General features: G+C 40.3%; 24 protein-coding genes. 3 read left to right on the top strand and 21 right to left on the bottom strand.

The annotated features are described in order from the left end of the window. Positions 1–195: 195 nt before the first annotated feature. From mprA to nrdH, 9 genes are all read right to left on the bottom strand, one after another. Positions 196–711: a transcriptional repressor MprA gene (gene mprA / locus P3L40_RS16725; protein ID WP_004257124.1), complete on the bottom strand. Its 516-nt coding sequence runs from the start codon at positions 709–711 to the stop codon at positions 196–198. A 661-nt stretch (positions 712–1372) separates the two neighbouring features. Then, a complete protein-coding gene (locus P3L40_RS16720) occupies positions 1373–2572 on the bottom strand; it encodes an MFS transporter (protein ID WP_136134943.1) in 1200 nt (399 codons plus the stop codon). A 131-nt stretch (positions 2573–2703) separates the two neighbouring features. Continuing rightward, the gene (gene proX, locus P3L40_RS16715; protein ID WP_094961792.1) at positions 2704–3699 is read right to left on the bottom strand and encodes a glycine betaine/L-proline ABC transporter substrate-binding protein ProX; all 996 of its coding nucleotides are present in this window, start codon (positions 3697–3699) and stop codon (positions 2704–2706) included. A 102-nt stretch (positions 3700–3801) separates the two neighbouring features. After that, on the bottom strand, positions 3802–4977 hold the full coding sequence (proW, locus tag P3L40_RS16710; RefSeq protein WP_004257114.1) for a glycine betaine/L-proline ABC transporter permease ProW: 1176 nt from the start codon (positions 4975–4977) through the stop codon (positions 3802–3804). Continuing rightward, a complete protein-coding gene (gene proV / locus P3L40_RS16705; RefSeq protein WP_004257111.1) occupies positions 4970–6169 on the bottom strand; it encodes a glycine betaine/L-proline ABC transporter ATP-binding protein ProV in 1200 nt (399 codons plus the stop codon). Before proV ends, proW begins: the two co-directional genes overlap by 8 nt. Before the next feature lie 727 nt (positions 6170–6896). After that, on the bottom strand, positions 6897–7868 hold the full coding sequence (gene nrdF, locus P3L40_RS16700; protein ID WP_112307280.1) for a class 1b ribonucleoside-diphosphate reductase subunit beta: 972 nt from the start codon (positions 7866–7868) through the stop codon (positions 6897–6899). A 12-nt stretch (positions 7869–7880) separates the two neighbouring features. Then, on the bottom strand, positions 7881–10013 hold the full coding sequence (gene nrdE / locus P3L40_RS16695) for a class 1b ribonucleoside-diphosphate reductase subunit alpha (RefSeq protein WP_153674169.1): 2133 nt from the start codon (positions 10011–10013) through the stop codon (positions 7881–7883). A gap of 11 nt (positions 10014–10024) precedes the next feature. Further along, positions 10025–10438 carry a class Ib ribonucleoside-diphosphate reductase assembly flavoprotein NrdI gene (gene nrdI, locus P3L40_RS16690; RefSeq protein ID WP_004257105.1) on the bottom strand — a complete coding sequence of 138 codons (414 nt, stop codon included), beginning with the start codon at positions 10436–10438 and terminating at the stop codon, positions 10025–10027. Between the two features lie 8 nt (positions 10439–10446). Further along, on the bottom strand, positions 10447–10674 hold the full coding sequence (gene nrdH / locus P3L40_RS16685; protein ID WP_036957963.1) for a glutaredoxin-like protein NrdH: 228 nt from the start codon (positions 10672–10674) through the stop codon (positions 10447–10449). 288 nt (positions 10675–10962) lie between these two features. Between nrdH and P3L40_RS16680 the strand changes: the two genes are divergently transcribed. Then, positions 10963–11421, top strand: a complete 459-nt coding sequence (locus tag P3L40_RS16680; RefSeq protein ID WP_004257101.1) for a methylated-DNA--[protein]-cysteine S-methyltransferase — start codon at positions 10963–10965, stop codon at positions 11419–11421. Positions 11422–11637: 216 nt separating this feature from the next. Next, a complete protein-coding gene (gene cspE / locus P3L40_RS16675) occupies positions 11638–11847 on the top strand; it encodes a transcription antiterminator/RNA stability regulator CspE (RefSeq protein WP_004257099.1) in 210 nt (69 codons plus the stop codon). Positions 11848–11990: 143 nt separating this feature from the next. Here cspE and lipA read toward each other — a convergent pair whose 3' ends face one another. From lipA to rsfS, 9 genes are all read right to left on the bottom strand, one after another. Continuing rightward, complete coding sequence (gene lipA, locus P3L40_RS16670) at positions 11991–12956, bottom strand: lipoyl synthase (protein WP_004257088.1); 966 nt, start codon at positions 12954–12956, stop codon at positions 11991–11993. A gap of 123 nt (positions 12957–13079) precedes the next feature. Beyond that, positions 13080–13643 carry a lipoyl(octanoyl) transferase LipB gene (gene lipB / locus P3L40_RS16665; protein WP_004257086.1) on the bottom strand — a complete coding sequence of 188 codons (564 nt, stop codon included), beginning with the start codon at positions 13641–13643 and terminating at the stop codon, positions 13080–13082. Positions 13644–13924: 281 nt separating this feature from the next. Continuing rightward, positions 13925–14188 (bottom strand): DUF493 family protein YbeD, encoded by a 264-nt coding sequence (gene ybeD / locus P3L40_RS16660; RefSeq protein ID WP_004257083.1) that lies wholly within the window; start codon positions 14186–14188, stop codon positions 13925–13927. A 150-nt stretch (positions 14189–14338) separates the two neighbouring features. Beyond that, on the bottom strand, positions 14339–15550 hold the full coding sequence (dacA, locus tag P3L40_RS16655; RefSeq protein WP_094961795.1) for a D-alanyl-D-alanine carboxypeptidase DacA: 1212 nt from the start codon (positions 15548–15550) through the stop codon (positions 14339–14341). 173 nt (positions 15551–15723) lie between these two features. Then, complete coding sequence (gene rlpA, locus P3L40_RS16650; RefSeq protein ID WP_036957957.1) at positions 15724–16698, bottom strand: endolytic peptidoglycan transglycosylase RlpA; 975 nt, start codon at positions 16696–16698, stop codon at positions 15724–15726. 13 nt (positions 16699–16711) lie between these two features. Further along, entirely contained in the window at positions 16712–17824 is a 1113-nt protein-coding gene (mrdB, locus tag P3L40_RS16645) for a peptidoglycan glycosyltransferase MrdB (RefSeq protein WP_004257071.1), read from the bottom strand. A 37-nt stretch (positions 17825–17861) separates the two neighbouring features. Beyond that, on the bottom strand, positions 17862–19751 hold the full coding sequence (mrdA, locus tag P3L40_RS16640) for a peptidoglycan DD-transpeptidase MrdA (RefSeq protein WP_004257068.1): 1890 nt from the start codon (positions 19749–19751) through the stop codon (positions 17862–17864). Between the two features lie 32 nt (positions 19752–19783). Beyond that, entirely contained in the window at positions 19784–20254 is a 471-nt protein-coding gene (gene rlmH, locus P3L40_RS16635; RefSeq protein ID WP_036957956.1) for a 23S rRNA (pseudouridine(1915)-N(3))-methyltransferase RlmH, read from the bottom strand. Between the two features lie 2 nt (positions 20255–20256). After that, positions 20257–20583 (bottom strand): ribosome silencing factor, encoded by a 327-nt coding sequence (rsfS, locus tag P3L40_RS16630; RefSeq protein WP_004257063.1) that lies wholly within the window; start codon positions 20581–20583, stop codon positions 20257–20259. Between the two features lie 263 nt (positions 20584–20846). Between rsfS and P3L40_RS16625 the strand changes: the two genes are divergently transcribed. Next, positions 20847–21572, top strand: coding sequence for a YbgA family protein (locus P3L40_RS16625; protein ID WP_210853476.1), 726 nt, complete (start codon positions 20847–20849; stop codon positions 21570–21572). Here the strand turns inward: P3L40_RS16625 and nadD are convergent. The 3 genes from nadD to lptE are packed head-to-tail and all read right to left on the bottom strand — an operon-like array spanning position 21560 to position 23788. Further along, positions 21560–22225, bottom strand: coding sequence for a nicotinate-nucleotide adenylyltransferase (gene nadD / locus P3L40_RS16620; protein ID WP_206277454.1), 666 nt, complete (start codon positions 22223–22225; stop codon positions 21560–21562). The two genes, P3L40_RS16625 and nadD, sit on opposite strands and share 13 nt — an antisense overlap. Next, positions 22218–23249, bottom strand: coding sequence for a DNA polymerase III subunit delta (holA, locus tag P3L40_RS16615; RefSeq protein ID WP_004257053.1), 1032 nt, complete (start codon positions 23247–23249; stop codon positions 22218–22220). Before holA ends, nadD begins: the two co-directional genes overlap by 8 nt. Beyond that, positions 23249–23788, bottom strand: coding sequence for an LPS assembly lipoprotein LptE (lptE, locus tag P3L40_RS16610; RefSeq protein WP_036957952.1), 540 nt, complete (start codon positions 23786–23788; stop codon positions 23249–23251). Before lptE ends, holA begins: the two co-directional genes overlap by 1 nt. Between the last annotated feature and the right edge of the window lie 6 nt (positions 23789–23794).

Below are 23794 nucleotides of genomic sequence, written 5' to 3'. Positions count from 1 at the left end.
TGGATAAGGATCACGGTTGTTTCCAGTAGTTAGGTAATAACCACTGGAAACTGAGACTACAAATGATTTTGCTGTTTGATGGGATATCGTAAAGCATAAGGGTGAAAGGATAATGAAATATTATGGGCTGAAAAGTTTTTTTTCACCTTTGAGCTTAAGAATGGCTCAAATACATTAACCTTACAAATGTTATGGTCAATCTTTTATAGTATCCAGTTTTGTCAGTAATTTACGCATCAGCGTGTTAAGCTGTTGTTTCTCATCAGCATCTAAAACAGACCAAATATCAATTAATGCGCTGTGTTGAGGTGGTAATAGGCCATTTAAAAATTCCGTCCCTTTTTCTGTGAGGTGTAGATGAAGGCAACGTCTATCGTTGTGACTTTCTTTGCGCTCAATCCAACCATTTTTTTCCAGTTCATCTGCAATTCGTGTTGCATTGGTTCGTGAGGAACCAAGAGCCGCACTGAGTTCAGATGGCTGAATACTGCGGGAGTCTTTTGTATCAAGGATCATAAGTGCCATAAACAGGGTTTCATTAATACCTTGAGACCTTAACATATTATTTCGTGTTTCAAGTAACTTCCCATGAACATGCATGCATAGGCGTGTCAGTAGGATTTCTTGATACGGAATAGGACTTTCATGTGAATCTTGTTGTTCTACACGAGCATTGAGTAGCTCTTCAGTTGGTGTAAATGAACTTTCCATTATTGGGATACCTTATTAGTTTCAGTTGGTAAGATTACAACTGTCATCAACCACCTAAATGGTATATTAAAAGATAGAATTAGCAATTATACTTAATTAATATCGCCGATTTTATTTTGATAATGATACATGATTCATAAATTTTATGAATGTAATTTACCTATTTTTGTATAGCAGGCTGACCTTTTTACACTGATAGTGTCATTTTTGGTTATAAAATAACCAAGCCAATGCTTAATTAAAGGTTAATTTCAATCATACAAAACAATATATAATCACACGACATTAACTCAATACCATTTTTTTTGTTACCCAATAATTACAACTTAGATAGATATTTTTAATGGATAGGTGTAATTACTTATTTTTGTATAATTTAAACATTATCTGATATAGCAATAATTTGATTTATTAACAGTTATACTACCTTTTCATAGAGTCATTGTATTTGTTTAACTGTGTCATTCCCTAATATTTACTTTGTTTACTATTACGGTTGATAATTATTGGCCTTATGATGAACTGTTTATTTATTCAATATTCAACAGATTTGATGGGTAAAATTGAGTCACATAAGTTTAATGTATTATGAGACTTTATATGTTTATGTGATCTCGAAAATTTTCATCATAAAATGTATTGATACAGATATCAGTTATGTTTAGTCATCAGTTGTGGTGATGATGGGATCATAGCGAATACCGATAGCCCAAATAATTAAACTTAGAGTGGTTAAGATTGCACCTGCAATCGCAACTCCCTCCCAACCCGCGTGTTCATAGGCATAGCCTGAAAGTAGAGATCCTAGTGCGCCCCCAATGAAATAGCTGGTCATATAGCCTGCCGTTAGGCGGTTACGAGCTTCAGGTAATATTCGATATAACGTACTCTGACTGGTGACATGGACGGCTTGTACTGCAAGGTCTAGCACCAAAATACCAATGATAAATGCGACCAGGGAATATTTCGCTAAACCGATGGGTATCCAGGATAATAGTAATAACACCAACCCAATAGTTGTAATGAGCTTTCCTTTGCCTTTATCGACAAGATGCCCTGCTTGGGAGGCCATAATGGCACCTGCGGCACCGACTAAGCCAAATAAACCTATAGTCCCTTCGGAATAATTGAATGGCGGACTGGCTAATAAGAAAGCCATTGCGGTCCACAGTAAACCAAAATTGGCAAATGATAATGCACCGAGAGAAGCGCGTACCGCAAGCACTGGAGTGCCGAAAAATAACCGGCCAATAGAACCAATGAGCTGGAAGTAGTTTAAGTTAGTTTTTTGATGGTAGCGGGGGAGTTTAATGGCTAGAACAATCATTAACAGCATCAATAATGCAAAGGCCACCCAATAGATCGCTCGCCAGCCACCGACCATAGCAACAGCACCTGAAACCGTTCTTGCAAGTAAAATGCCCAGCAATAACCCACTCATAATCATTCCTACCGCTTTACCGCGTTTATGTGGCTTAGCAATAGATGCTGCTAGTGGGATCAGGACTTGTGCAACAACTGAAAATAGTCCAGTAAGGGCGGTACCTAAAAGGATTTGCCAAATATTATTTGAAAGCGCTGTAATTAATAGCCCTAATGCCGAAAGAAAGGTCATCGTTAAAATTAAACGCTTGCGTTCAAACAAATCTCCCAACGGGACTAAAAAAAGTAAACCTGCCGCATAGCCCAGTTGGGCCGCGGTGACAATAAACCCAGCCATATTAGTGGTTAAATTAAACTGCCCTGCAATGGTGTCTAAAAGCGGTTGAGCATAGTAATTACTGGCAACGACAAGACCTGTGGCAATGGCCATTAAAATAGTGAGGCCCGTTGTTAGCTCTGCAGTTTGGGTCTGTTTCATGAAGATTACCTATTATTAGCTAGGCGACTACTATAAACAAAATTTATTACCTTGGTTTATTTCTTTTTGTCATTGATGTAAAAAAGCCACCGGCTAGGGTGGCTAAGGTGACTTAATCGAGCTGTTTATACTTACTTAGCGGCTTCTTGTGCTTCTTTTACCCAGCCATCAAAAGTGGATTGATGGGCTTTGATCCAAGCATTTGTGTGGCGCTGAATATCCGATTGAGATGCTTCACCATTATGCATTCTTAAGTTTTGCGCATTAATATCGGCAATAGGTAGTTTCATTACTTCAAATAATTTTGCTGCAGCAGGGTTATCTGCAGCCCATTTTTTATTGGCGACGATATGCATGGTATTTGGTGGGAAACCATAGTTTTTTCCGTTAGGTAATGTGGTGTCTGTTTTTTCACCGTTTGGCATTGATGAGAATGGCACTTCTAACCAAACTACATCACGGCCCGGCTTGAGGACATCACTTATCCAATAAGGCGTCCACGTATAATATAAAATAGGCTTACCTTCTTTATATCGGGTAATGGTATCTGCCATCATTGCCGCGTAGTTCCCTTGGTTATGGTCAACCGTTTTTTCTAAGTCATAGGCTTTTAAATGGTTATTGATGGCTGCTTCACAGCCCCAACCTGGGTTACATCCCGTTAAATCCGCTTTACCATTACCATTTGAATCAAAGAGTTTGGCAATTTTAGGGTCTTTGAGTTGTTCAACATTGGTAATTTTGTATTTTTCAGCGGTTTTTTTGTCGATGAGGTAGCCTTGAGCCGCATTGACAACATAATTACCTTGACGATAGAACACATTATCACCACCAGCGGCGTCATATTGCGCATTATGTAAAGGAACCCAGCTGGTGGCTAAGTAAGTCGCATCACCGTTCGCAATTGATGCGTAAGCGACATTATAGTCGACTTCTTTGATCGGTTGGACATCATAGCCGAGCTCTTCAAGGGCTTTCGCAACAATCAGTGTTTGGAATGTCTCCTCACTGATCGTACTTTGCACAGGGTTAATTTTTACCCCTTTACCTGGCAGGTTGTTAGCACCTGCAAATGGGACGGTAAACATGGCTGTTAGTGCAGATGCAAGAATGATTTTATGTTTCATTATATTGTTCCCTCTGTTTTTTCGCAGCGAGCTTGGCTTTAAAGTTAAGAGCCAAGTTAGGTGCCACGTGAGTGGCACTTAGGTGAATGGAGGATGTTCTGATTAATGGTTTTTTTTACAAAATGGGCGCATGACTAGCCCAATAGGGCCTTTTTGATACCAACGACATGATGTTTTGCCGCGAGTATCTTGCCCTAAAGATTGGGTAAAACGGTCTAAGATGATAGCCAGAATAACAATACCGACCCCTCCGACAGACGCGAGACCCATATCAAGGCGGCCAATACCCCGTAAGACCATCTGGCCTAAGCCTCCGACTGCAATCATTGAGGCGATAACGACCATCGACAGTGCTAACATCAAGGTTTGGTTCACCCCGGCCATAATGGTTGGCATTGCCAATGGCAATTGCACTTTAAACAGCATTTGGCGAGGGCTTGCACCGAATGATTCAGCGGCTTCAATTAAGTCAGCTGGGACTTGTTTGATCCCTAAAATGGTCAAACGAATGATTGGCGGTAAAGCAAATATAATGGTGACGACGACACCAGGCACATTACCGATACCAAATAACATAACAATCGGGACTAAATAGACGAATGCAGGTGTGGTTTGCATCGCATCAAGTAATGGGCGAATAATCTTAGCGGCTCTATCACTACGTGCCAACCAAATACCCAGTGGTAGTCCTATCACAATACAAAACAGTAAAGATGTGAGCACTAGAGATAGTGTCACCATCGCTTCTGACCAAGCACCAATCGCCCCGATGGCTATCATCGAAATAAATGTGGCCACACCCATTGCGCGTCCGGCTAATTGCCAAGTGAGTAATGCGAAAATAATAATGGCAACAGGAGCTGGTAGTGATGTAAGAAATTGTTCAAACCCGCTCAGAATGAAATCAATGGGGGCGCGTATTCCTTGGAATACAGGACGAAAGTTGAGAACAACCCAATCGATAGCATGCGTAACCCATGAATCAAGGGGGATCAGTGTGTGTTGGAAGGGGTCCATAATATTAAACTGATCGGGCACGATGCTATCAGTCGGTGCGGCATCAAGCCAATCACTCGAACTGGTATCAGCAGGTGTTGTTGTGTCTGATGCATTGCCCCAAGGATCATCCGCAGAGGTATTTGTCTCGCTAGAGCTTGTCGCTGCCCATGGGTCATCAGCTGGTGTATTTTCAGTACCTTGTGTTGGTGTCTCAGTGACTTCAGTATCAGCCCATGGATCTTGCTGGTTCGTCGTTGTTTCTTGATTTTGCTTACTCATTTGGTGTCTCCTTATCCAGCGCTTGTAACAGCATTCCTTTTGAAATCACGCCTAAATACCGGTTTTTTTCGTTAATAACCGGAACGGCGCAAGGGGCTTGTGCTACTGTAGAAATAACTTCATTTAAGGATGTATCACCTTGAATTGGTTCGATATCAGTTAAAATTGCGGCTTCTATACCTGCTTTTTCGTGAAGCGCTTTTTCTAAGGATTCAACAGAAACTACTCCGGCAAAGGTATGTCCTCGGGAAATTAAATAACCGTGATAGCGATCTTCATCATTAAGGACTTTTAGCGCGGAACGGGGACCAAAACCCGGTGCGATGTGTAATAGGGCATTTGGCCGCCTACGCGCGATGTCCTTAGCGCTGAATACTTGGCTGATATCCACACCGCGGAAAAAGGTCTTAACATAATCATTCGCTGGATTATTGAGAATTTCATCAGGCGTACCAACTTGAACGACAACGCCTCCTTGCATAATGGCAATGCGGTCACCAATTCTCATGGCTTCATCAAGATCATGAGAAATAAAGACAATAGTGCGTTGTTTATCTCCTTGTAAGGATAGCAGTTCATCTTGCATTTCAGTACGAATTAATGGGTCAAGGGCTGAGAACGCTTCGTCCATTAACAGAATATCAGGGTCATTGGCTAGTGCTCTGGCTAACCCGATACGCTGACGCATCCCACCCGAGAGCTCATCTGGGTATGAATTCGCCCATTTTTCAAGATTAACTTGCTCAAGTGCATTCATGGCTTTCTTATGGCGCTCTTCTTTTGGAATACCAGAAAGTTCCATACCAAAAGCGGTGTTATCAATGACGTTCATATGTGGCATCAATGCAAAGGATTGAAACACCATACTAATTTTTGTTCGCCTAACTTCGCGCAATGCTTTGTCAGAGATATTGGAAATATCCTCTCCATCTATCATGACTTGCCCGCTAGTAGGTTCTATCAGGCGATTGAGGAGGCGCACCAAGGTAGATTTTCCTGAGCCAGAAAGTCCCATGACAACAAAGATTTCGCCTTCTTCAATCGTCAGATTAACATCTTGAACACCTACGGTTAGGCCTGTTTTTTCAAAGATATCATCTTTATTCATACCTGATTCTAATAGCTTAAATGCTTGATCAGGATTGTCCCCAAATATTTTATATAAGTTTTTAACTTGTAATTTTATTGCCATATATTATTTACCCAATTTTCAATCAATAAGGAAAATGAATTACCTGTATTGAGAGTGATGAATTCTATAGTGATAGTTAACACTATGTTTCCTAACTATGATTATCCTTTGAAAATTATTAGGGCATAGATTCCTGTATTTAGTTTAATTGATTAGCTAATTATGGATTAAATTCAAATTCCTCCGTTTGAGTTATTAGTAAAATTTGCAAGCAATAAACCCTAGCATAATAAAATCAGCTGGCAACCCTAGGTTAAGTATAATTAATCAAAAAAGTTAGAGGTGAAAAATGATTTTATTAATATAAATAAAAGTGTCATTGAGCTATAGGATGATAATTTTTATGATTTCCATATCAAAGTTAACTTACTGGTGAGGTTGAATTTATTCAAAAATAATACACTTTGCTTTTATTAATATGGGGACTACTGATTTTATTTAATTTTTAGGTGGATAGATGTTGAACTGATGGATGAAAAAATTGAATTTAATAGCTTATTGATTAATCAAATTAATGAAAAATGAAGTGAAACTTGATTGAATTGAAATTAATGGCCAGATTAACTCATTAAAAATGAGTAATTAAACAGATATACATATAAAAAACGAATAAATCAGTCTATTTTTTGAACCAAAAAATACCATGATGAATAAAATCATTATAATTCATCATGGTATGGTTTTTGTTGTGAATGATGTTTATCAATAAGCTAAATTAAAGCTTTGGTTAAAAGTCCCAGTCATCATCTTCGGTACTGACTGCTTTACCAATAATATAAGATGAACCAGAGCCCGAAAAGAAATCATGATTTTCATTTGCATCAGGAGATAAAGCAGATAATATCGCAGCACTGACATCGGTGACCGTATCAGGAAATAAGGCTTCATAACCTAAATTCATTAATGCTTTATTCGCATTATAATGAAGGAATTTTTTGACATCTTCTGACCAACCAACTGTGTCATAAAGCTCTTGTGTATATTTTACTTCATTTTCATATAAATCGAATAATAATGAAAAAGAAAAATCCTTAATTTCTTTCTGAGTATTCTCATCATATTGTGCTAATGATTTTTGAAATTTATAGCCAATATAATAGCCATGTATGGCTTCATCACGAATAATTAAGCGTATAAGATCTGCGGTATTGGTTAATTTGCCTCTACTTGACCAATACATTGGTAAATAAAAACCTGAATAAAATAGAAATGATTCTAAAAAGACACTTGCTATTTTTTTCTTTAAAGGATGTGAATCACAATAATAAGATAGGATGATCTTAGCTTTATTTTGTAATGCATTGTTTTCTTCACTCCAGCGGTATGCATCATCGACATCAACCGTTGAGCAGAGTGTTGAAAATATTGAACTATAAGAGCGGGCATGTACTGCTTCCATAAAGCTAATATTCGACAAAACCGCTTCTTCATGGGGGGTTTGAGCATCTGGCATTAAGCAAGGTGCACCGACCGTATTTTGAATCGTATCTAGCAGGGTAAGACCAGTAAATACACGTATCGTCAACTGTTTTTCTGCAGCAGTTAGGGTATTCCAAGACGGAATATCATTAGATAATGGCACTTTTTCTGGAAGCCAAAAATTGCTTGTTAATCGGTTCCATACTTCTAAGTCTTTATCATCCTGAATACGGTTCCAGTTAATGGCTTTTACTGGTGTATTAGATGCGCTGGTGGTCATAATATTTTCCTATTACAAAGTGCAAGATACGCAGCCTTCGACTTCAGTTCCTTCGAGGGCAGTTTGGCGTAATCGGATGTAATACAATGTCTTGATTCCTTTTCGCCAGGCATATATTTGCGCTCGGTTAATATCTCGTGTGGTGGCATCATCTTTAAAAAATAGAGTCAAAGATAAACCTTGGTCAACGTGCTGAGTTGCCATGGCATAAGTATCAATAATTTTTTCAGGGCCGATTTGGTAAGCATCTTGGTAATATTCTAAGTTTTCATTCGTCATGAAAGGAGCAGGGTAGTAGACACGACCAATTTTACCTTCTTTACGAATTTCAATTCGTGAAACAATCGGGTGAATGCTTGATGTTGAATTATTGATATAAGAAATGGACCCAGTAGGAGGTATTGCTTGCAAGTTTTGGTTATAAATCCCATAGGTAATGACAGACTGCTTTAAAGCTTGCCAATCTTCACGAGTTGGAATTTCGATACCCGAATGTCGGAATAATTCCTGAACGGTTTGTGTTTTTGGTAGCCAAATATTGTTGATATATTTATCAAAATAATCACCAGAGGCATAGGTTGAATGTTCAAAACCAACAAATGCAGTTTTTCTTTCGATGGCTAATTGGTTTGAAGTTTTTATTGCGTAATAGGTGACCGTATAAAAATAGATATTGGTGAAATCGAGCGCTTCTTCTGAGCCGTAATAAATATGCTCCCTTGCCAAGTAGCCATGTAAATTCATTTGACCTAACCCAATCGCATGCGATTGTCGGTTACCTTCAGCAATGGAAGGGACAGAGCGAATATCGCTCATATCTGAAACTGCGCTCAATGCTCTGACTGCCGCAGCTATTGATTGGGCGAAATCCGGTGAATCCATTGTTTTAGCAATATTCATGGAGCCTAAATTACAGCTAATATCTTTACCAATTTGTTGATAGCTCAAATCGTCTTCATAAACGCTAGGGCGATTAACTTGCAGTATTTCTGAGCAAAGATTGCTCATATTTATGCGCCCTGCGATAGGGTTAGCTCGGTTGGCAGTATCTTCAAATAAAATATACGGATATCCAGATTCAAACTGAATCTCAGCTAAAGTTTGGAAAAATTCCCGAGCATTAATTTTGTATTTTTTTATCGCTTTGTTATTGACCATCTCATGGTATTTGTCTGTAACGCTAATTTCAGACATAGGAACCCCATAGATGCGCTCAATATCATAAGGAGAGAACAAATACATGTCCTGGTTATCTTTCGCTAGCTGGAAAGTAATATCGGGGATAACGACCCCTAAAGAAAGTGTTTTAATCCGTATTTTTTCATCTGCATTTTCACGCTTAGTATCAAGAAAACGCATAATATCAGGGTGATGAGCATGCAAATAGACGGCACCGGCGCCTTGCCTTGCACCTAATTGGTTGGCATAAGAAAATGCATCTTCTAACATTTTCATGACAGGAACAACACCAGAAGACTGGTTTTCAATCAGTTTTATTGGGGCGCCTTGTTCCCGCAAATTGGTCATTAGAAAGGCGACTCCGCCACCTCGTTTGGATAGCTGCAAAGCCGAATTCACAGAGCGGCCAATAGATTCCATGTTGTCTTCGATTCTTAAAAGAAAACAAGAGATTAGCTCACCGCGTTGTTTTTTACCGCAGTTAAGGAAGGTGGGAGTTGCAGGTTGGAAACGACCTGTAATAATTTCATCGACATACAATTTAGCAAGAGATTCACTCCCTTGCGCAAGCGTTAAAGCAACCATACAAACGCGATCTTCATAGCGTTCGAGATAGCGTTTGCCATCAAAAGTTTTCAGCGTATAGCTCGTGTAATATTTAAAGGCACCGAGAAACGTTTGAAAACGGAATTTATGAGCGTATGCCTGTTTAAATAGTGCTTTGATAAATTCAAAGTCATATTGTTCTAATACACTGTTTTCGTAATAATTTTCTTGTACTAAAAAGTCTAATTTTTCTTTTAAATCATGGAAAAATACGGTGTTTTGGTTCACATGCTGTCGAAAATAGTGGTGAGCCGCTTCTTTGTCTTTATCAAATTGAATACGGCCTTCATTATCATATAAATTCAACATCGCATTGAGCGCATGATAATCCACATCTGATATATTTTGCATTTTATCCATTTGGAATAACTCTAGTTGTTTGTACGTTGCCAAAACGTTTTTAGGCCTTGTTGAACGGACTGAACATCTTTATCAGTACCAAGAAGTTCAAAACGATATAGGTAGGGGACATGGCATTTTTGCGCAATGATATTTCCAGCTATCGCATAGGCATCACCAAAATTGGTATTACCCGCAGCAATAACACCGCGGATAAGTGTGCGGTTGACTTCAATATTAAGAAATTGGATCACCTCTTTTGGGACAGCACCTTTGCTACCACCACCACCGTAGGTCGGCAGTAATAAAACATAAGGTTTTGTCGCAATTAGACTATTTTCGTGGCTTCCAATAGGCAACCGCGTTGCTGGGACACCTAGCTTTTCAATAAAGCGATGGCAATTTCCTGAGCGACTTGAAAAATAGATGAGTGATTCCGTTTTCATAACACCACCTAAGCGGCTAATAAGCTAATCATGTCTGGTCGAAAACCTGCCCAATGTTTGTCTCCCGCAATAACAACGGGAACTTGCTGGTAGCCTAATTTTCTGACTAATTCAAGAGCTTGGCTGTCTTCAGTAAGGTCAATGATTTGGTAGGAAATAGATTTGCGATCTAAGGCTTGATAAGTTGCATTACACTGAACGCAGTTAGGTTTACTATAAATGGTAATCTCAGCCATGTTATTTACCTTTTGAATGTTTAATAGCAGTAAAAATAAGGTGCGTGACATATAAATACTATATATAGATTTTTAACTTATCAACCACACAATATGTAGTGAATAGAAAATATTGAATGATAATTATTCTAATTATTAGCTAGGTGGTTATTAACATTGAAAATAAAAAAGTATGGTATTGGATGATTCAGATAGACTCTCTAAGAAAAAAGATCATTGCAAAGTGGAAATAATTTACTCTATAACTGTATATACAATCAGGTAATTGAGTCCTTTTGAGGAGATACTATGTACCATCAATATTTAGCAACACCGGATAAATTTCCTAAACCGTGGATACATATTACGGCTGATGATGACGGAATAACGAGCCTCTATTTTGTGGATGAAAAAACAGAAAAAGAAACGAAGAATGAGCACTCCAAGCTTTGTGTGAAAGAATTAAAGGAATACTTTAATCATAAAAGAACCGTTTTTACGGTTGCATTAAATCCACAAGGAACAGAATTTCAGAAAAAAGTGTGGAAACATCTTTGTGGGATCCCTTACGGGGAGCGATGGAGCTATAAAGATTTGGCGTTAAAGTTAGGCTCCGTAAATTATTGTCGTGCGGTCGGTATGGCAAACTCACGTAATCCAATCTCATTAATTGTTCCTTGTCATCGCGTACTTGGGCATGATGGAAAATTAGTGGGGTATACAGGAGGCTTAGATATTAAAGATTGGTTACTTTTGCATGAGAAGTAAACACTGAATAATTAGTTATAGGTAATACTATTAGTTGTAATAATTACTATTGATAAGAATTATTGTCGAAATCAGAACCTATTCTATCGATAAATAATATTTTTTTATCTTTTTAGTCCATTTTCGTGATCTAGGTTGTAGACAAGTAACTGAGAAATCTGATGTACTGAGCTTGATACAGATGGTGTGTCTATTTTATTTTAAAGGTAATATTTGATGTCTAAAGTTAAAGGTAACGTTAAGTGGTTCAACGAATCTAAAGGTTTTGGTTTTATCACTCCAGAAGATGGTAGCAAAGATGTATTTGTTCACTTTTCTGCGATTATGGGCGATGGTTTCAAAACCTTAGCTGAAGGCCAAAAAGTGGAATTTGAAATTACTGAAGGTGCTAAAGGCCCATCTGCTGCTAACGTTATTCCTCTGTAATTTTTATAATTAAGATTAAAACGAACAGCTGAAAACTCGCCCTAGCTATCTAGGGCGAGTTTTTTTATTTATAAAAATAAAAAAGGCCTGATATAAACCAGACCTTTTTATCAATAAATTGTCTATAAATTAAACAGTTGAGATTATTTAACTTCTTCGCCTTTAGCTTGTAAATCGGCATGATAAGAAGAGCGAACGAATGGTCCACAGGCTGCGTGAGTGAAGCCCATTGCCATGGCTTCTTCTTTCATTTCATCGAACTCAGCAGGGCTGACATAGCGTTTGACGGGTAAGTGATGGCGACTTGGTTGTAAGTATTGGCCTAGTGTAAGCATCGTTACACCATGACGACGTAAGTCGCGCATAACCTCGATAATTTCTTCATTGGTTTCACCAAGACCGACCATTAACCCCGATTTAGTTGGGATATTTGGATGTGCTTCTTTAAATTTTTCGAGTAATTTTAAAGACCATTCATAGTTAGCGCCAGGGCGAACTTGGCGGTAAACACGTGGCACATTTTCAAGATTATGGTTAAACACATCAGGTGGTGTTGCGGTTAAAATCTCTAATGCGCGATCCATACGGCCGCGGAAGTCAGGAACCAGCGTTTCAATTTTAATTGATGGGCTTTTTTCACGAATAGCACTAATGCAATCAGCAAAATGCTGTGCTCCGCCATCACGTAGGTCATCACGGTCAACAGACGTAATGACGACATAGCGTAGTGCCATATCTTTAATAGTTTGCGCTAATTTTTCGGGCTCGTTGGCATCCGGTGCATTTGGACGGCCATGGGCAACATCACAGAATGGGCAGCGGCGGGTACAAATAGCGCCCAAAATCATAAAGGTCGCGGTACCATGGTTAAAACACTCAGAAAGGTTAGGACATGATGCCTCTTCACATACAGAGTGTAAGCCATTTTTGCGCATGGCTGCTTTAATGCCTTGAATACGAGTGGAATCAGCAGGAAGCCTAATTTTCATCCAGTCAGGTTTACGTAGAATTTCTTCTCGTTCAGTCACAACGTTTTTGACAGGGATCAGCGCCATTTTGTCGGCGTCACGATATTTAATTCCGCGTTCTATCTGAATTGGTTTACTCATAATATGACGGTTCCAGTTATCTTTTATGCTGATGGATAAGTGATAATTCTAAATAAAACCGAATGGAGACTGTTATCCATTCATTAAAATATTTTTTAAAAATGTTAAAAAATTATAGCATTATTATTGAACAATATGAAATCCTAGTGTGTCACAGAATTGGCGAATTAGCACAGGCTGAACATCGGAAACTGATACTTTGGGAGCAAGATTACTCATTTGAGTCATCTTTAATTCACTGTAACCACAAGGATTAATACGATTAAAGGGTTCAAGATCCATATCAATATTCAATGCGAGCCCATGAAAAGAACAGCCTTTCCTTATGCGTAATCCGAGGGAGCAAATTTTGTCGCCATTAACATAGACACCGGGAGCATCAGGGCGAGGATACGCTGCAATATTAAAATGGGCAAGGGTATTTACGACGGTATTTTCTAATGCGGTAACTAGCTCACGAACACCAATTTTATTGCGTTTTAGATCGAGCATAACATACATCACTTGTTGCCCTGGCCCATGATAGGTAACTTGGCCGCCTCTATCACTTTGGATAACAGGGATATCACCAGGGGCAAGAACGTGCTCCGCTTTTCCGGCTTGGCCTTGGGTAAATACGCGAGGATGTTCAACTAGCCAAATTTCATCATGGGTTTCTGGCGTACGGTGTTCTGTGAATTGGTGCATCGCATCAGAAACAGTTTGATAAGGAGCAAGGCCAAGTTGGCGTATGGTTATACATCTATCTGACAAAATTTAGGTGTCCACGTTGTCTTTATCGTTGCGGGCAGTATAACGCCTATGTTTGCCATACTTCAAGTTAACATACGACTGGATGCTTGCATAAAATGTGATTTAGATTGGAAACAAATGTTATTGAGGAGTGAATATATTGCATTTTAACGTAGGGCATAAAAATGAAAAAGGCCGAATAGCAGTAGACTATTCGGCCTTTGATAACTTGTTGTTTAAAGTACAACTTTCACTAACTCTAATGCACCTAACTCAGTATACAAGGTTTCAACTTGTTCAATATGAGTCGCATTGATAGTAATAGAAACTGAGTGATAATTGCCTTTGCTACTTGGTTTTACGTCTGGGCTATAGTCACCTGGCGCATGACGCTGTACCACTTCAATCACTTGATCAACCAGTTCAGGCTGTGCCAAGCCCATCACTTTGTAGGTTAAGGGGCATGGGAACTCAAGCAGTTCACCTAATTTCGTTTTCATGGGCACTCCTAATTTTTAAATTGGGCTGCTGGCTGAAAAAGATTGGCTGGTATTAAACCAGCCAATGAAATGTATTCACCCAACAAACATTTCGGTACTTATCTATTTCGATATTTACTATATGGGGACGACTTATTTTAGTTTCAAGTCTTAACCAAACCAGCGATGAAAGAGTAATTTTATGTAGTCAATTAACCGACTGAAAAAACCACCTTCTTCAACATCTTTTAACACTGCTAAAGGGTGCTGTTCGATGATTTTACCATCAAGTTGGAAGCTAATTGTCCCTACTTGTTGGCCTTTGGTTAATGGCGCTTCTAGTTCAGTTGTCGTTAATTCATAGCTGGCTTTTAAATCTTTTAAGCGGCCTCGTGGGATAGTGAGGTATAAATCTTCGGTCACACCTAATTTTACTTCATTTTCATCACCAAACCAGACTGGCACACTGGCAAAATCCACATTGGCTTGTAATGGTTTAACGGTTTCATAAAAGCGGAAACCGTAAGTGAGTAATTTTTTACTTTCGGCATCACGGCCTTTGCTACTTTTCCCCCCCATAACAACGGAGATCAGGCGCATGTCACCTTCAGTTGCTGATGCGACAAGGTTATAGCCCGCGGCATTAGTATGGCCTGTTTTGATGCCATCAACAGCTAAGCTCTTATCCCACAACAGCCCATTGCGGTTTGTTTGACGGATGTTGTTAAAGGTAAACTCTTTCTCTTTATAAATTGCGTATTCTTCAGGCACATCACGTACTAGCGCTTGCCCAATAAGAGCCATATCACGTGCTGAACTATATTGGCCCTCAGCATCTAACCCATGAACAGTTTGAAAATGGGTATTTTTCAGCCCTAATTTGTTCACGTAACCATTCATTAGCTGAACAAAGTTGGCTTGGTCACCCGCAATATAGTCGGCCATTGCAACACAGGCATCATTACCTGATTGCAAGTTAATGCCACGAGTTAACTGAGAAACGCTAACACGATCGCCTGGTTTTAAGAACATCAATGATGAGCCTTTAAATACTGGGTTACCAGTAGCCCACGCATCATTTCCAACCGTGACAATATCATTTTCACCAATTTTGCCTGACTTAATTGCCTGACCGATAACATAGCTGGTCATCATTTTTGTCAAACTTGCAGGATCACGACGTTGGTCAGCATTACTTTCGGCGAGAACTTTGCCTGAATTATAATCAATTAAGATATAAGCTTCAGCATCAATAGCGGGTGCTGCAGGAATTGATGTATTTGGGAAGGTTTCATTAGCGTTCGCAATGTTAGCAGTCATAAGAAGGAGTGCGGAACCCAGCACAGTATGACGCACGATGCGTGATGGAGCGACATTATTCATGGTTTTACCATTACATCCGAAATTCGGTTAACACAAGGAGGCGCAGTTTAGCAAAAGAACGGGATAAGGAAAAAGTGACTTTTGCGCTGTACCAATGATTTTTTTTGTCAGTTGAATATTGCCTGTATTTAGGTTGCCCAAAATATGATTGAGCAACCTAAAGTTACATAGCTCTATGGCGCAACGACCATTGACGATTGGTTTTTTTCAGACTGTAAACGGCCTTGAACCTCAACAGCTTGTTGCCTTGTACTAAATGGCCCTAGCTGTACTCGGTAAATACCATTATAGGGTTGTAGACGGCCTGGAACATTAAATTGTGTTTTCAACTCATTCAGCATATTTTGCGCGTTGGCTTGGCTACTAATGGCACCAGCTTGAACAAGAAAACCACGCTCTGGAACCGGTTCTTCAGCTACAACGGCTGCAGGTGGCGGTGTTGGTGTTTGCAGGTTCATGTCTGGCATAGTAGGCTGCATCGGTTCTTTGGGCTGCTGAACTGGCAATGTATTTTCCGGAGTTGGCAAGTTTTCCATCACAGGGGTGCCCATTGGGCCAGAGCCTAATTGTGGGCGTCCCGGTAAAGCATAGCTCTGTTTCACAAAGTTAGAACCTACTGTTCCTGTCCCTGATAAGGAGCCATCTTGGGCAACTTGAATGGCATCAATTTTAATTTTTGTCGTAGGCATTAAATTCAGGCGGTCAGCGGTAGCTCTTGAGACAGCAATACTTTTACCTGGAACATAAGGCCCGCGGTCATTAACACGAACAACCATCATGCGGCCATTCATCATATTGGTGATACGTACATAACTTGGGATTGGCAAAGTCGGGTGAGCCGCTGTTAATTCCACTGGGTTAACGCGTTCCCCAATCGCAGTCATATTACCTGCAGACTCAGCACCATAAATGGATGCATAACCCACTTGGCTAAATTGTGATGGGTCACGTACGATTTGGTATTGTTGACCATTACGTGAGTAATCATTATTTGCGGTTGGATGATACGGCTCATAATGAGGCTCTGCACCTAATACATCTTGAGTGGGTACATTGGTTGGCACTTGGGCTGGTTGTTTAACTTCATCTGTCACACAGCCACTGAGTAGCGCGGCTGTGACGCCAAGCATTATCCATTGTAAACGCATACTAAGCCTCATTTTATAAACTTTTAGAAAGGAATTTTCGGTGTGTATGTATCGACATGATAATACCGAATCCAGCCATTAAAACAATCAATGCGGAGCCCCCATAACTCACTAAAGGGAGGGGGACACCAACCACAGGTAATATACCACTGACCATACCGATATTCACAAATACATAGACAAAAAGGATTAAGATCAAGCCGCCAACCATAACTCGACCAAAGGTGTTTTGTGCGCTAGCAGCAATATAAAGCCCGCGAATAATCAGTAAAAGGTATAGGCCAAGTAAAATGAGCACCCCAACTAAGCCAAGTTCCTCTGCTAACACAGCAAAAATAAAGTCGGTATGTCTTTCTGGCAAAAATTCAAGCTGTGATTGCGTGCCATGTAGCCAACCTTTCCCCATTAACCCACCAGAACCAATTGCAATTTTTGACTGGATAATATGGTAACCAGCCCCTAATGGGTCAGTTTCTGGGTCTAATAACATCATGACACGGGCTCTTTGGTAGCCATGCATTAAAAAGAACCACAGCAGGGGAATGAAGGCCGCGAGCGCAATCGCTGCAACAGTAATAAGCCGCCAACTCATTCCTGCAAGGAACAAAACGAACAAGCCTGAAGCTGCAACTAAAATTGAAGTACCAAGGTCTGGTTGCGCCGCCACCAATAATGTGGGTACAAAAATCAATACTAGTGCAATTACGGTATTTTTGAATGAAGGAGGGCACAGGTCTCGGTTCATAAAACGAGCGACCATTAAAGGGACGGCAATTTTTGCAATTTCAGAGGGTTGGAACCGAATGAACCCTAAGTCTAGCCAACGCTGAGCCCCTTTACTTATCTGCCCAAAGACATCAACAAAAACCAGTAAAATAACGCAGAAGATAAACAGGTGAGGTGCCCAGTTTTCATACATTCTAGGGGGGATCTGCGCCATCACTATCATGACGACGAAGCCTGTCGCTATCTGCCCTAATTTACGCTCCATCATTTCAGGATCTTGGCCGCTAGCACTCCACATAATAAATGCGCTGTATGCAAGCAACGCGATAATAATTAGCAGCATAGGCACATCTATATGCAGACGTGTGGATAACGAAATTTTTTTCTTATCGTCTGTCATATTCTTTATAGCTCATTGTTATTCATGGAATTGCGCATCAGCGATCTTCTCCTGCATTGGTTGCTGACACTGCGACTTCGGTTCGGTTATCACCAAGAAGAACGTGGTCAAATATTTGCCGCACAATATCACCGACTGCTGGGCCTACGCCCCCATTTTCTAAAATAATCGCAACGGCAATAGTGGGTTTATCATACGGAGCATAAGCAATCATTAATTTGTGGTCGCGCAAGTGCTCTGCCAGCTTACTGGCGTTATAGGTTTCATAGCTGAAGACTTGTGCGGTACCGGATTTCGCAGCTGCTTTATATGGTGTGCCAATGAAACTGCGGCGGCCAGTACCATTTGGTGCATTGGCTACACCGTACATTCCATGCTTAGCTAGTTCCCAAAAACCTGAGTTAATATCGCCGATTTGTTTGGTTTCTTTGTCTTCATAAGGCACCATGGCATTACCCAACTTTGTGCCGTAGAGTAAATGAGGGGTCTTAACTTGACCATCATTTATTAATGTCATCAATGCTTTTGACATTTGAATTGGAGTTGCTGTCCAATAGCCTTGTCCTATCCCAACAGGGATCGTATCACCTTGATACCAAGGTTTTTTATAGCGTTTTTGTTTCCATTCACGGGTTGGCATGATGCCAGAGCGCTCTTCAGCCAGGTCAATACCCGTATAATCGCCAAAACCAAAACGGCTCATCCACTCAGAAATACGATCAATTCCCATATCATAAGCGACTTGGTAGAAGAAGGTATCCGCAGATTCAATAATGGATTTAGATACGTTAAGTTTACCGTGCCCCCAACGCTTCCAGTCGCGGTAGCGTTTTTCTGAACCCGGTAATTGCCACCAACCAGGATCAAAAATAGTCGTATTTGGCGTGATTACTTTTTCACTTAATGCGGCAACAGAAATAAAGGGTTTTACTGTTGATGCAGGGGGGTAAAGCCCTTGAGTTGTCCGGTTAATCAACGGCCTATCAGGGTTATTTAATAACGCTTGATAATCTTTATTTGAGATACCGTTAACAAACAAGTTAGAGTCATAACTTGGATTAGACACCAAAGCCAAAATTTCGCCATTACGTGGGTCAGTGACCACAACGGCAGCACGGCTAGTGGTTAACAGTTTTTCGATATAAATCTGTAATTCGAGGTCAATGGTAAGGTAGATATCCCGACCAGCTTGCGGTGGTTGTTCATGAAGTTGGCGAATAACACGACCACGGCTATTCACTTCAACTTCTTCATAACCTGTTTTGCCGTGTAAGATGTCTTCATAATAACGTTCAATACCTAATTTACCGATATCGTGGCTAGCGGCATAATTGGGTAATAAACCTTCTTTATCAAGACGTTCAACATCTTTGTCATTAATTTTTGCCACATAGCCAATCACATGGGTTAGTGCAGAACCGTATGGGTAAGAACGACGTTGGTAGCTTTTGACCTCTAAACCAGGAAAACGGTACTGGTTAACAGCAAAACGAGCGACTTGGACTTCGTTAAGCTGTGTTTTTAGTGCAATAGAGGTAAACCGACGTGAGCGCTTACGCTCTTTTTCAAAATTAGTGATGTCTTCGTCAGTTAAATCGACCACACTACGAAGATTATCTAAGGTTTCTTGTAGATTACTGACTTTTTCGGGCACGATTTCTAACTGGTAAAACGTGCTATTAAGTGCGAGTTGGGTTCCTCGACGGTCATAAATAATCCCACGGCTTGGTGCAATAGGCACCAATTTGATTCTGTTATCGTTTGACCGCGTTTGGTAATCTTCATGACGGACAATTTGTAAGTGATACAAATTCGTCACAAGAATAGACGTTAAAATGACAATCACACCGAAGGCGATAAGCGCTCGGCGGATAAACAAAACTGATTCAGCGGTATGGTCGCGAAAAGGGGTGCGTTGTGTTTTCATCCCATTGCCATTTTGAACATATTTAAACCTGACTATTCCCTGTGATAAGGGTGGTTAGTCGTAATACTCCATGCGCGATAAAGACTTTCAGCAACAAGGACACGAACCAGTGGATGGGGCAGCGTAAGTGGTGAAAGCGACCAGCTTTGCTCCGCGGCTGCTTTGCAAGCGGGTGAAAGACCCTCGGGACCACCGATTAATAAACTAACATTACGGCCATCTTGTTTCCATTTATCGAGCTGTACGGCAAGTTTTGGGGTATCCCAACGATCCCCTGGAATATCCAAAGTGACGATGCGATTTCCTTTACCTACAGCTGCGAGCATTAATTCGCCTTCTTTTTCTAGAATGCGCTTTATATCTGCATTTTTCCCGCGTTTTCCTGCTGGAATTTCCGTTAATTCAAATGGCATATCTTTAGGAAAACGGTGGAGGTAATCCATAAAGCCGGTCTGGACCCAGTCCGGCATTTTTGTTCCAACGGCGATGAGCTGTAATTTCAAACTCAGCTCCAAAGCTTTTCTAATTCATACATACGACGACTTTCTTCTTGCATAATATGAACAATGGCATCGCCAAGGTCGACGACAATCCAATCAGAAATGCCTTGCCCTTCAACACCCAATGGCATTAAACCATTTTTTCGGCAAGCTTCGATTAATCTGTCAGCGACTGACATCAAATGGCGGCTTGATGTCCCTGTACAGATGATCATCTGATCGGTAATACTTGATTTCCCTTGAACATCGATAGTAATGATATCTTCTGCTTTAGCATCATCAAGCTGATCGATAATAAATTGTTGGAGTTCAGTTCCTTGCAAAAGGTTCACCTTTTATTCAAATAAACAGAATATCACGTTAAACACTGTTTGTAGTTTGTAGATAAAATAATAGCTGATAACGAATCAAACACATTAACAGCCTTGTTATTTTACCCTAGATTTTAAGAAAAATCGGCTAAATTATTTTTTATTCATTGTGGAGTGAAATTTATAGGGATATCCGTACATTTGAGCAAGAAGTTTGTGTTAACTTTACAAAATAACTCTAGAAACTGTACTCCTGAAAAACATTTTAGGATGAGATAGGTATTATGCAAATAATTAAGCCAAAAGTTTTTATATTTGAAGGGATTAATCATCTTCCTGTTAATATTCATCGACAAGTGAGTTCCATGGTTGAATTTATCACGGATTTTTCCCATGAGGACAGGCAAAACAAAGTTAATGGTATTATTTGCTTTGGCCAGCAACTCCCTGAATTACAGGGGCTATTCCCTGCTAACATTCCAATATTAACCAGTGATAAACTACAAGATACAACGTTCTGGGACTGCTTTTTGACGAAATTGTATACGTTACAAAGGTTAGATGGCTTATACAACGAGTTAACACATCACAACATTATTCAATTTCATAGCTGCCACAAATATCTCATCATGGCGTATTCCCCTGTTGGCTATCAGTATACAGGGCGTTTAGTGGCGAGTATTAAAAGCAGTACCGACCTCGTGTGTTTTTTTAATCAATATAAAGCTTGTTTAATGGAAATATTGGCGACAGTGCCAGCAAGAAATACGGAAGTTAATGCGCTGAGCCATATGCAAGGTTATTTCAAACACAAAGCCACGAAGGATGAGAAAAAACGCTTATTATGGCTGATTAACGACTATTTAGCGGGGAATTTACCGTTAAATAGGCCGTTAGAGATGATGAAACAATTGCTTATTCAATACCCAGACAACTATTTAATAGAGCAAGTCATTTTTGAGCCATATCCGAATAGTTGTTCAATAAGGGAGCTCCCTTATTGCTGGTAAAGGTGATGTTGATGAATATATTGCAGAACTGCATCTGGAATTAAATCGTGACAAGAGTCGCCTGAATTTAATTTTTCGCGGATCTCTGTTGCTGAGATATTTACCAGTGGAGTATCTCCAATAAAAATATACCCATTCGCCACTTGGCTTAAGGCAATAGGGTCTGTTGTTTGATGTTCTAACAGCCAGTTTTGCATTTTAGGATCGGTAAACTGTGTGGCATATCCCGGTCGGGAACAAACCAATAAATGGCAGTTATCAAGTATCCGCTCCCAGCCGTGCCATTTATTAATCGACAATAAGGAATCTTGACCAATAATAAACGCCAGAGGTTTTTCTGGCCCAATTTCTTGGCGTAATTCAACCAGTGTTTCTATCGTGTAAGAAGGGCTATTTTTCTCTAATTCACGTGTATCGATAGCAAATAAAGGCGCATTTTGAATTGCGAGTTTCACCATTTCTAAACGTTGTGATGGCGTCGCTTCTGGTTGTGGGCGATGGGGGGGAACGTGGTTAGGTAACAAGATAACTTTTTCGAGCCCAACTTGTTGAGCAAGTGCTTGCACTGGACGTAAATGGCCAAAGTGAATGGGGTCGAACGTCCCACCGAATAATGCGAGCAAGTTATGTTGTTTTGAAAATGAGTTACTCATGAATAAAATTCTCTGCAAATGCTTTACCACATAATAGCATAGACAGTGACTGCAGGTCAGGCCATGGAGAATGGCTAAAATCTTGTTTAATATTGATTTCTGCTTGCGTTAATAACATTAATGCAGATTGTAATTGATGCAATGTTAAACGTTGTAAGGCTTCCGTGAGCACACCTCGGCGGTTTTGCCACACTTTGTGTTGATCAAATAATGTCTTTAACGCGGTTGTTGCTGACTGGCGTTTTAATGTAATAAGCAACATTAGATCGCGCTGGATTGATCGCAATAAAATAACAGGCTCAATATCTTCTTGCTGCAATTGCTCTAAAATATGCCATGAACGGCGGGATTTACCCGCCAATAGGGCATCAACCCAATGGTAGGGAGTAAAATGCGCAGAGTCATTAACGGCACTCTCAACCCGAGGATAGGTGAGTTTACCATCTGGATAAAGAAGAGACAGCCGCTCAAGTGCTTGCGCCAAACCAAGTAAATTCCCTTCATAACAGTAACAAAGTAGCTGGTTAGCTTCGGTTTCTAACGAAAGCCGCATACTGTAGGCGCGTTTAGAAACCCATTGTGGTAACCGCTGATATTCAGGCGTTAGGCAGCTGATATAAATAGCATCTTGGCTAATTGCTTTAAACCAAGCACTGTTTTCTTGTGCTTTAGTGAGCTTATGACCACGTAACACAAGCAGGAGATCTGAATGCAGTAATTGCGCCAGTTGGTTCAGCTTTTCAGCCATGGCGGCATTAGGGCCATTTTCAGGCAACAACAGCGTGAGAGTTTGACGGCTAGCAAATAGGCTGAGAGCTTGGCAGAGGCTAAAAATCTCATCCCAATCAGTATTTTGCTCTAGAGAAAACGAAAAATGCTCTTCAAAGCCTTGCTCTTGTGCCGCTTTGCGGATGGCATCTTGGCTTTCTTGAAGAAGAAGGGGCTCATTACCCCAAATTAAATAGCGGCCTCTTAGAGACTCTTGTAACGAAGAGGCCAGCTGTTCAGGATAGATACGTGTCATTATGGTTGAGTATTCGTATCAGCCGCTTGGTTTTTTGCTTTTTCAAGTTCTGCTGAATGAACAAGCAATAATTTACGCACGATATTGCGTGCAGCTTGTTCTTGCATTTCTTGCCTTACAATTTCTTTTTCAGCATCTTTCGCCAGTGCTTCTAAAGGGTTGTCGAAGAAAGTGCGTTCAACACGGCTTTGTAAAGGATAGATAGCACCATCAGGCATTAACACTTGCACATTCATTACCAGTGTTAATTGTTTCTCTGCCGCTTTACCATCCTGATAAACGGACACAGTTTCAGTGTTTTCATTAGAACTCAGAACTTTCAAAATGGGAACACCGGCTCTTCCAGTTTCGAGAATGGTCACATTATTGAGCCGCAGTTGTTCCCTAAGCGCCCTTGTAAGGTAGCTATATGGATCACTTGAACTTAGCTGCAAAGTTCTCAGTTCCTCAGGAATTTGAGTTGTTCCTTGAAGACGAAAACCGCAACCTGCGGTGACTAGCACCGCCAGGCTCAAAAATAAAGTTATCAGATAACGCACCTGGCC

The sequence above is a fragment of the Providencia sp. PROV040 genome (assembly GCF_032706145.1).
GTDB lineage: Bacteria > Pseudomonadota > Gammaproteobacteria > Enterobacterales > Enterobacteriaceae > Providencia > Providencia hangzhouensis.
The sequence above is the reverse complement of the archived record's forward strand: the minus strand, read 5'-3'. Positions and strand labels throughout refer to the sequence as shown.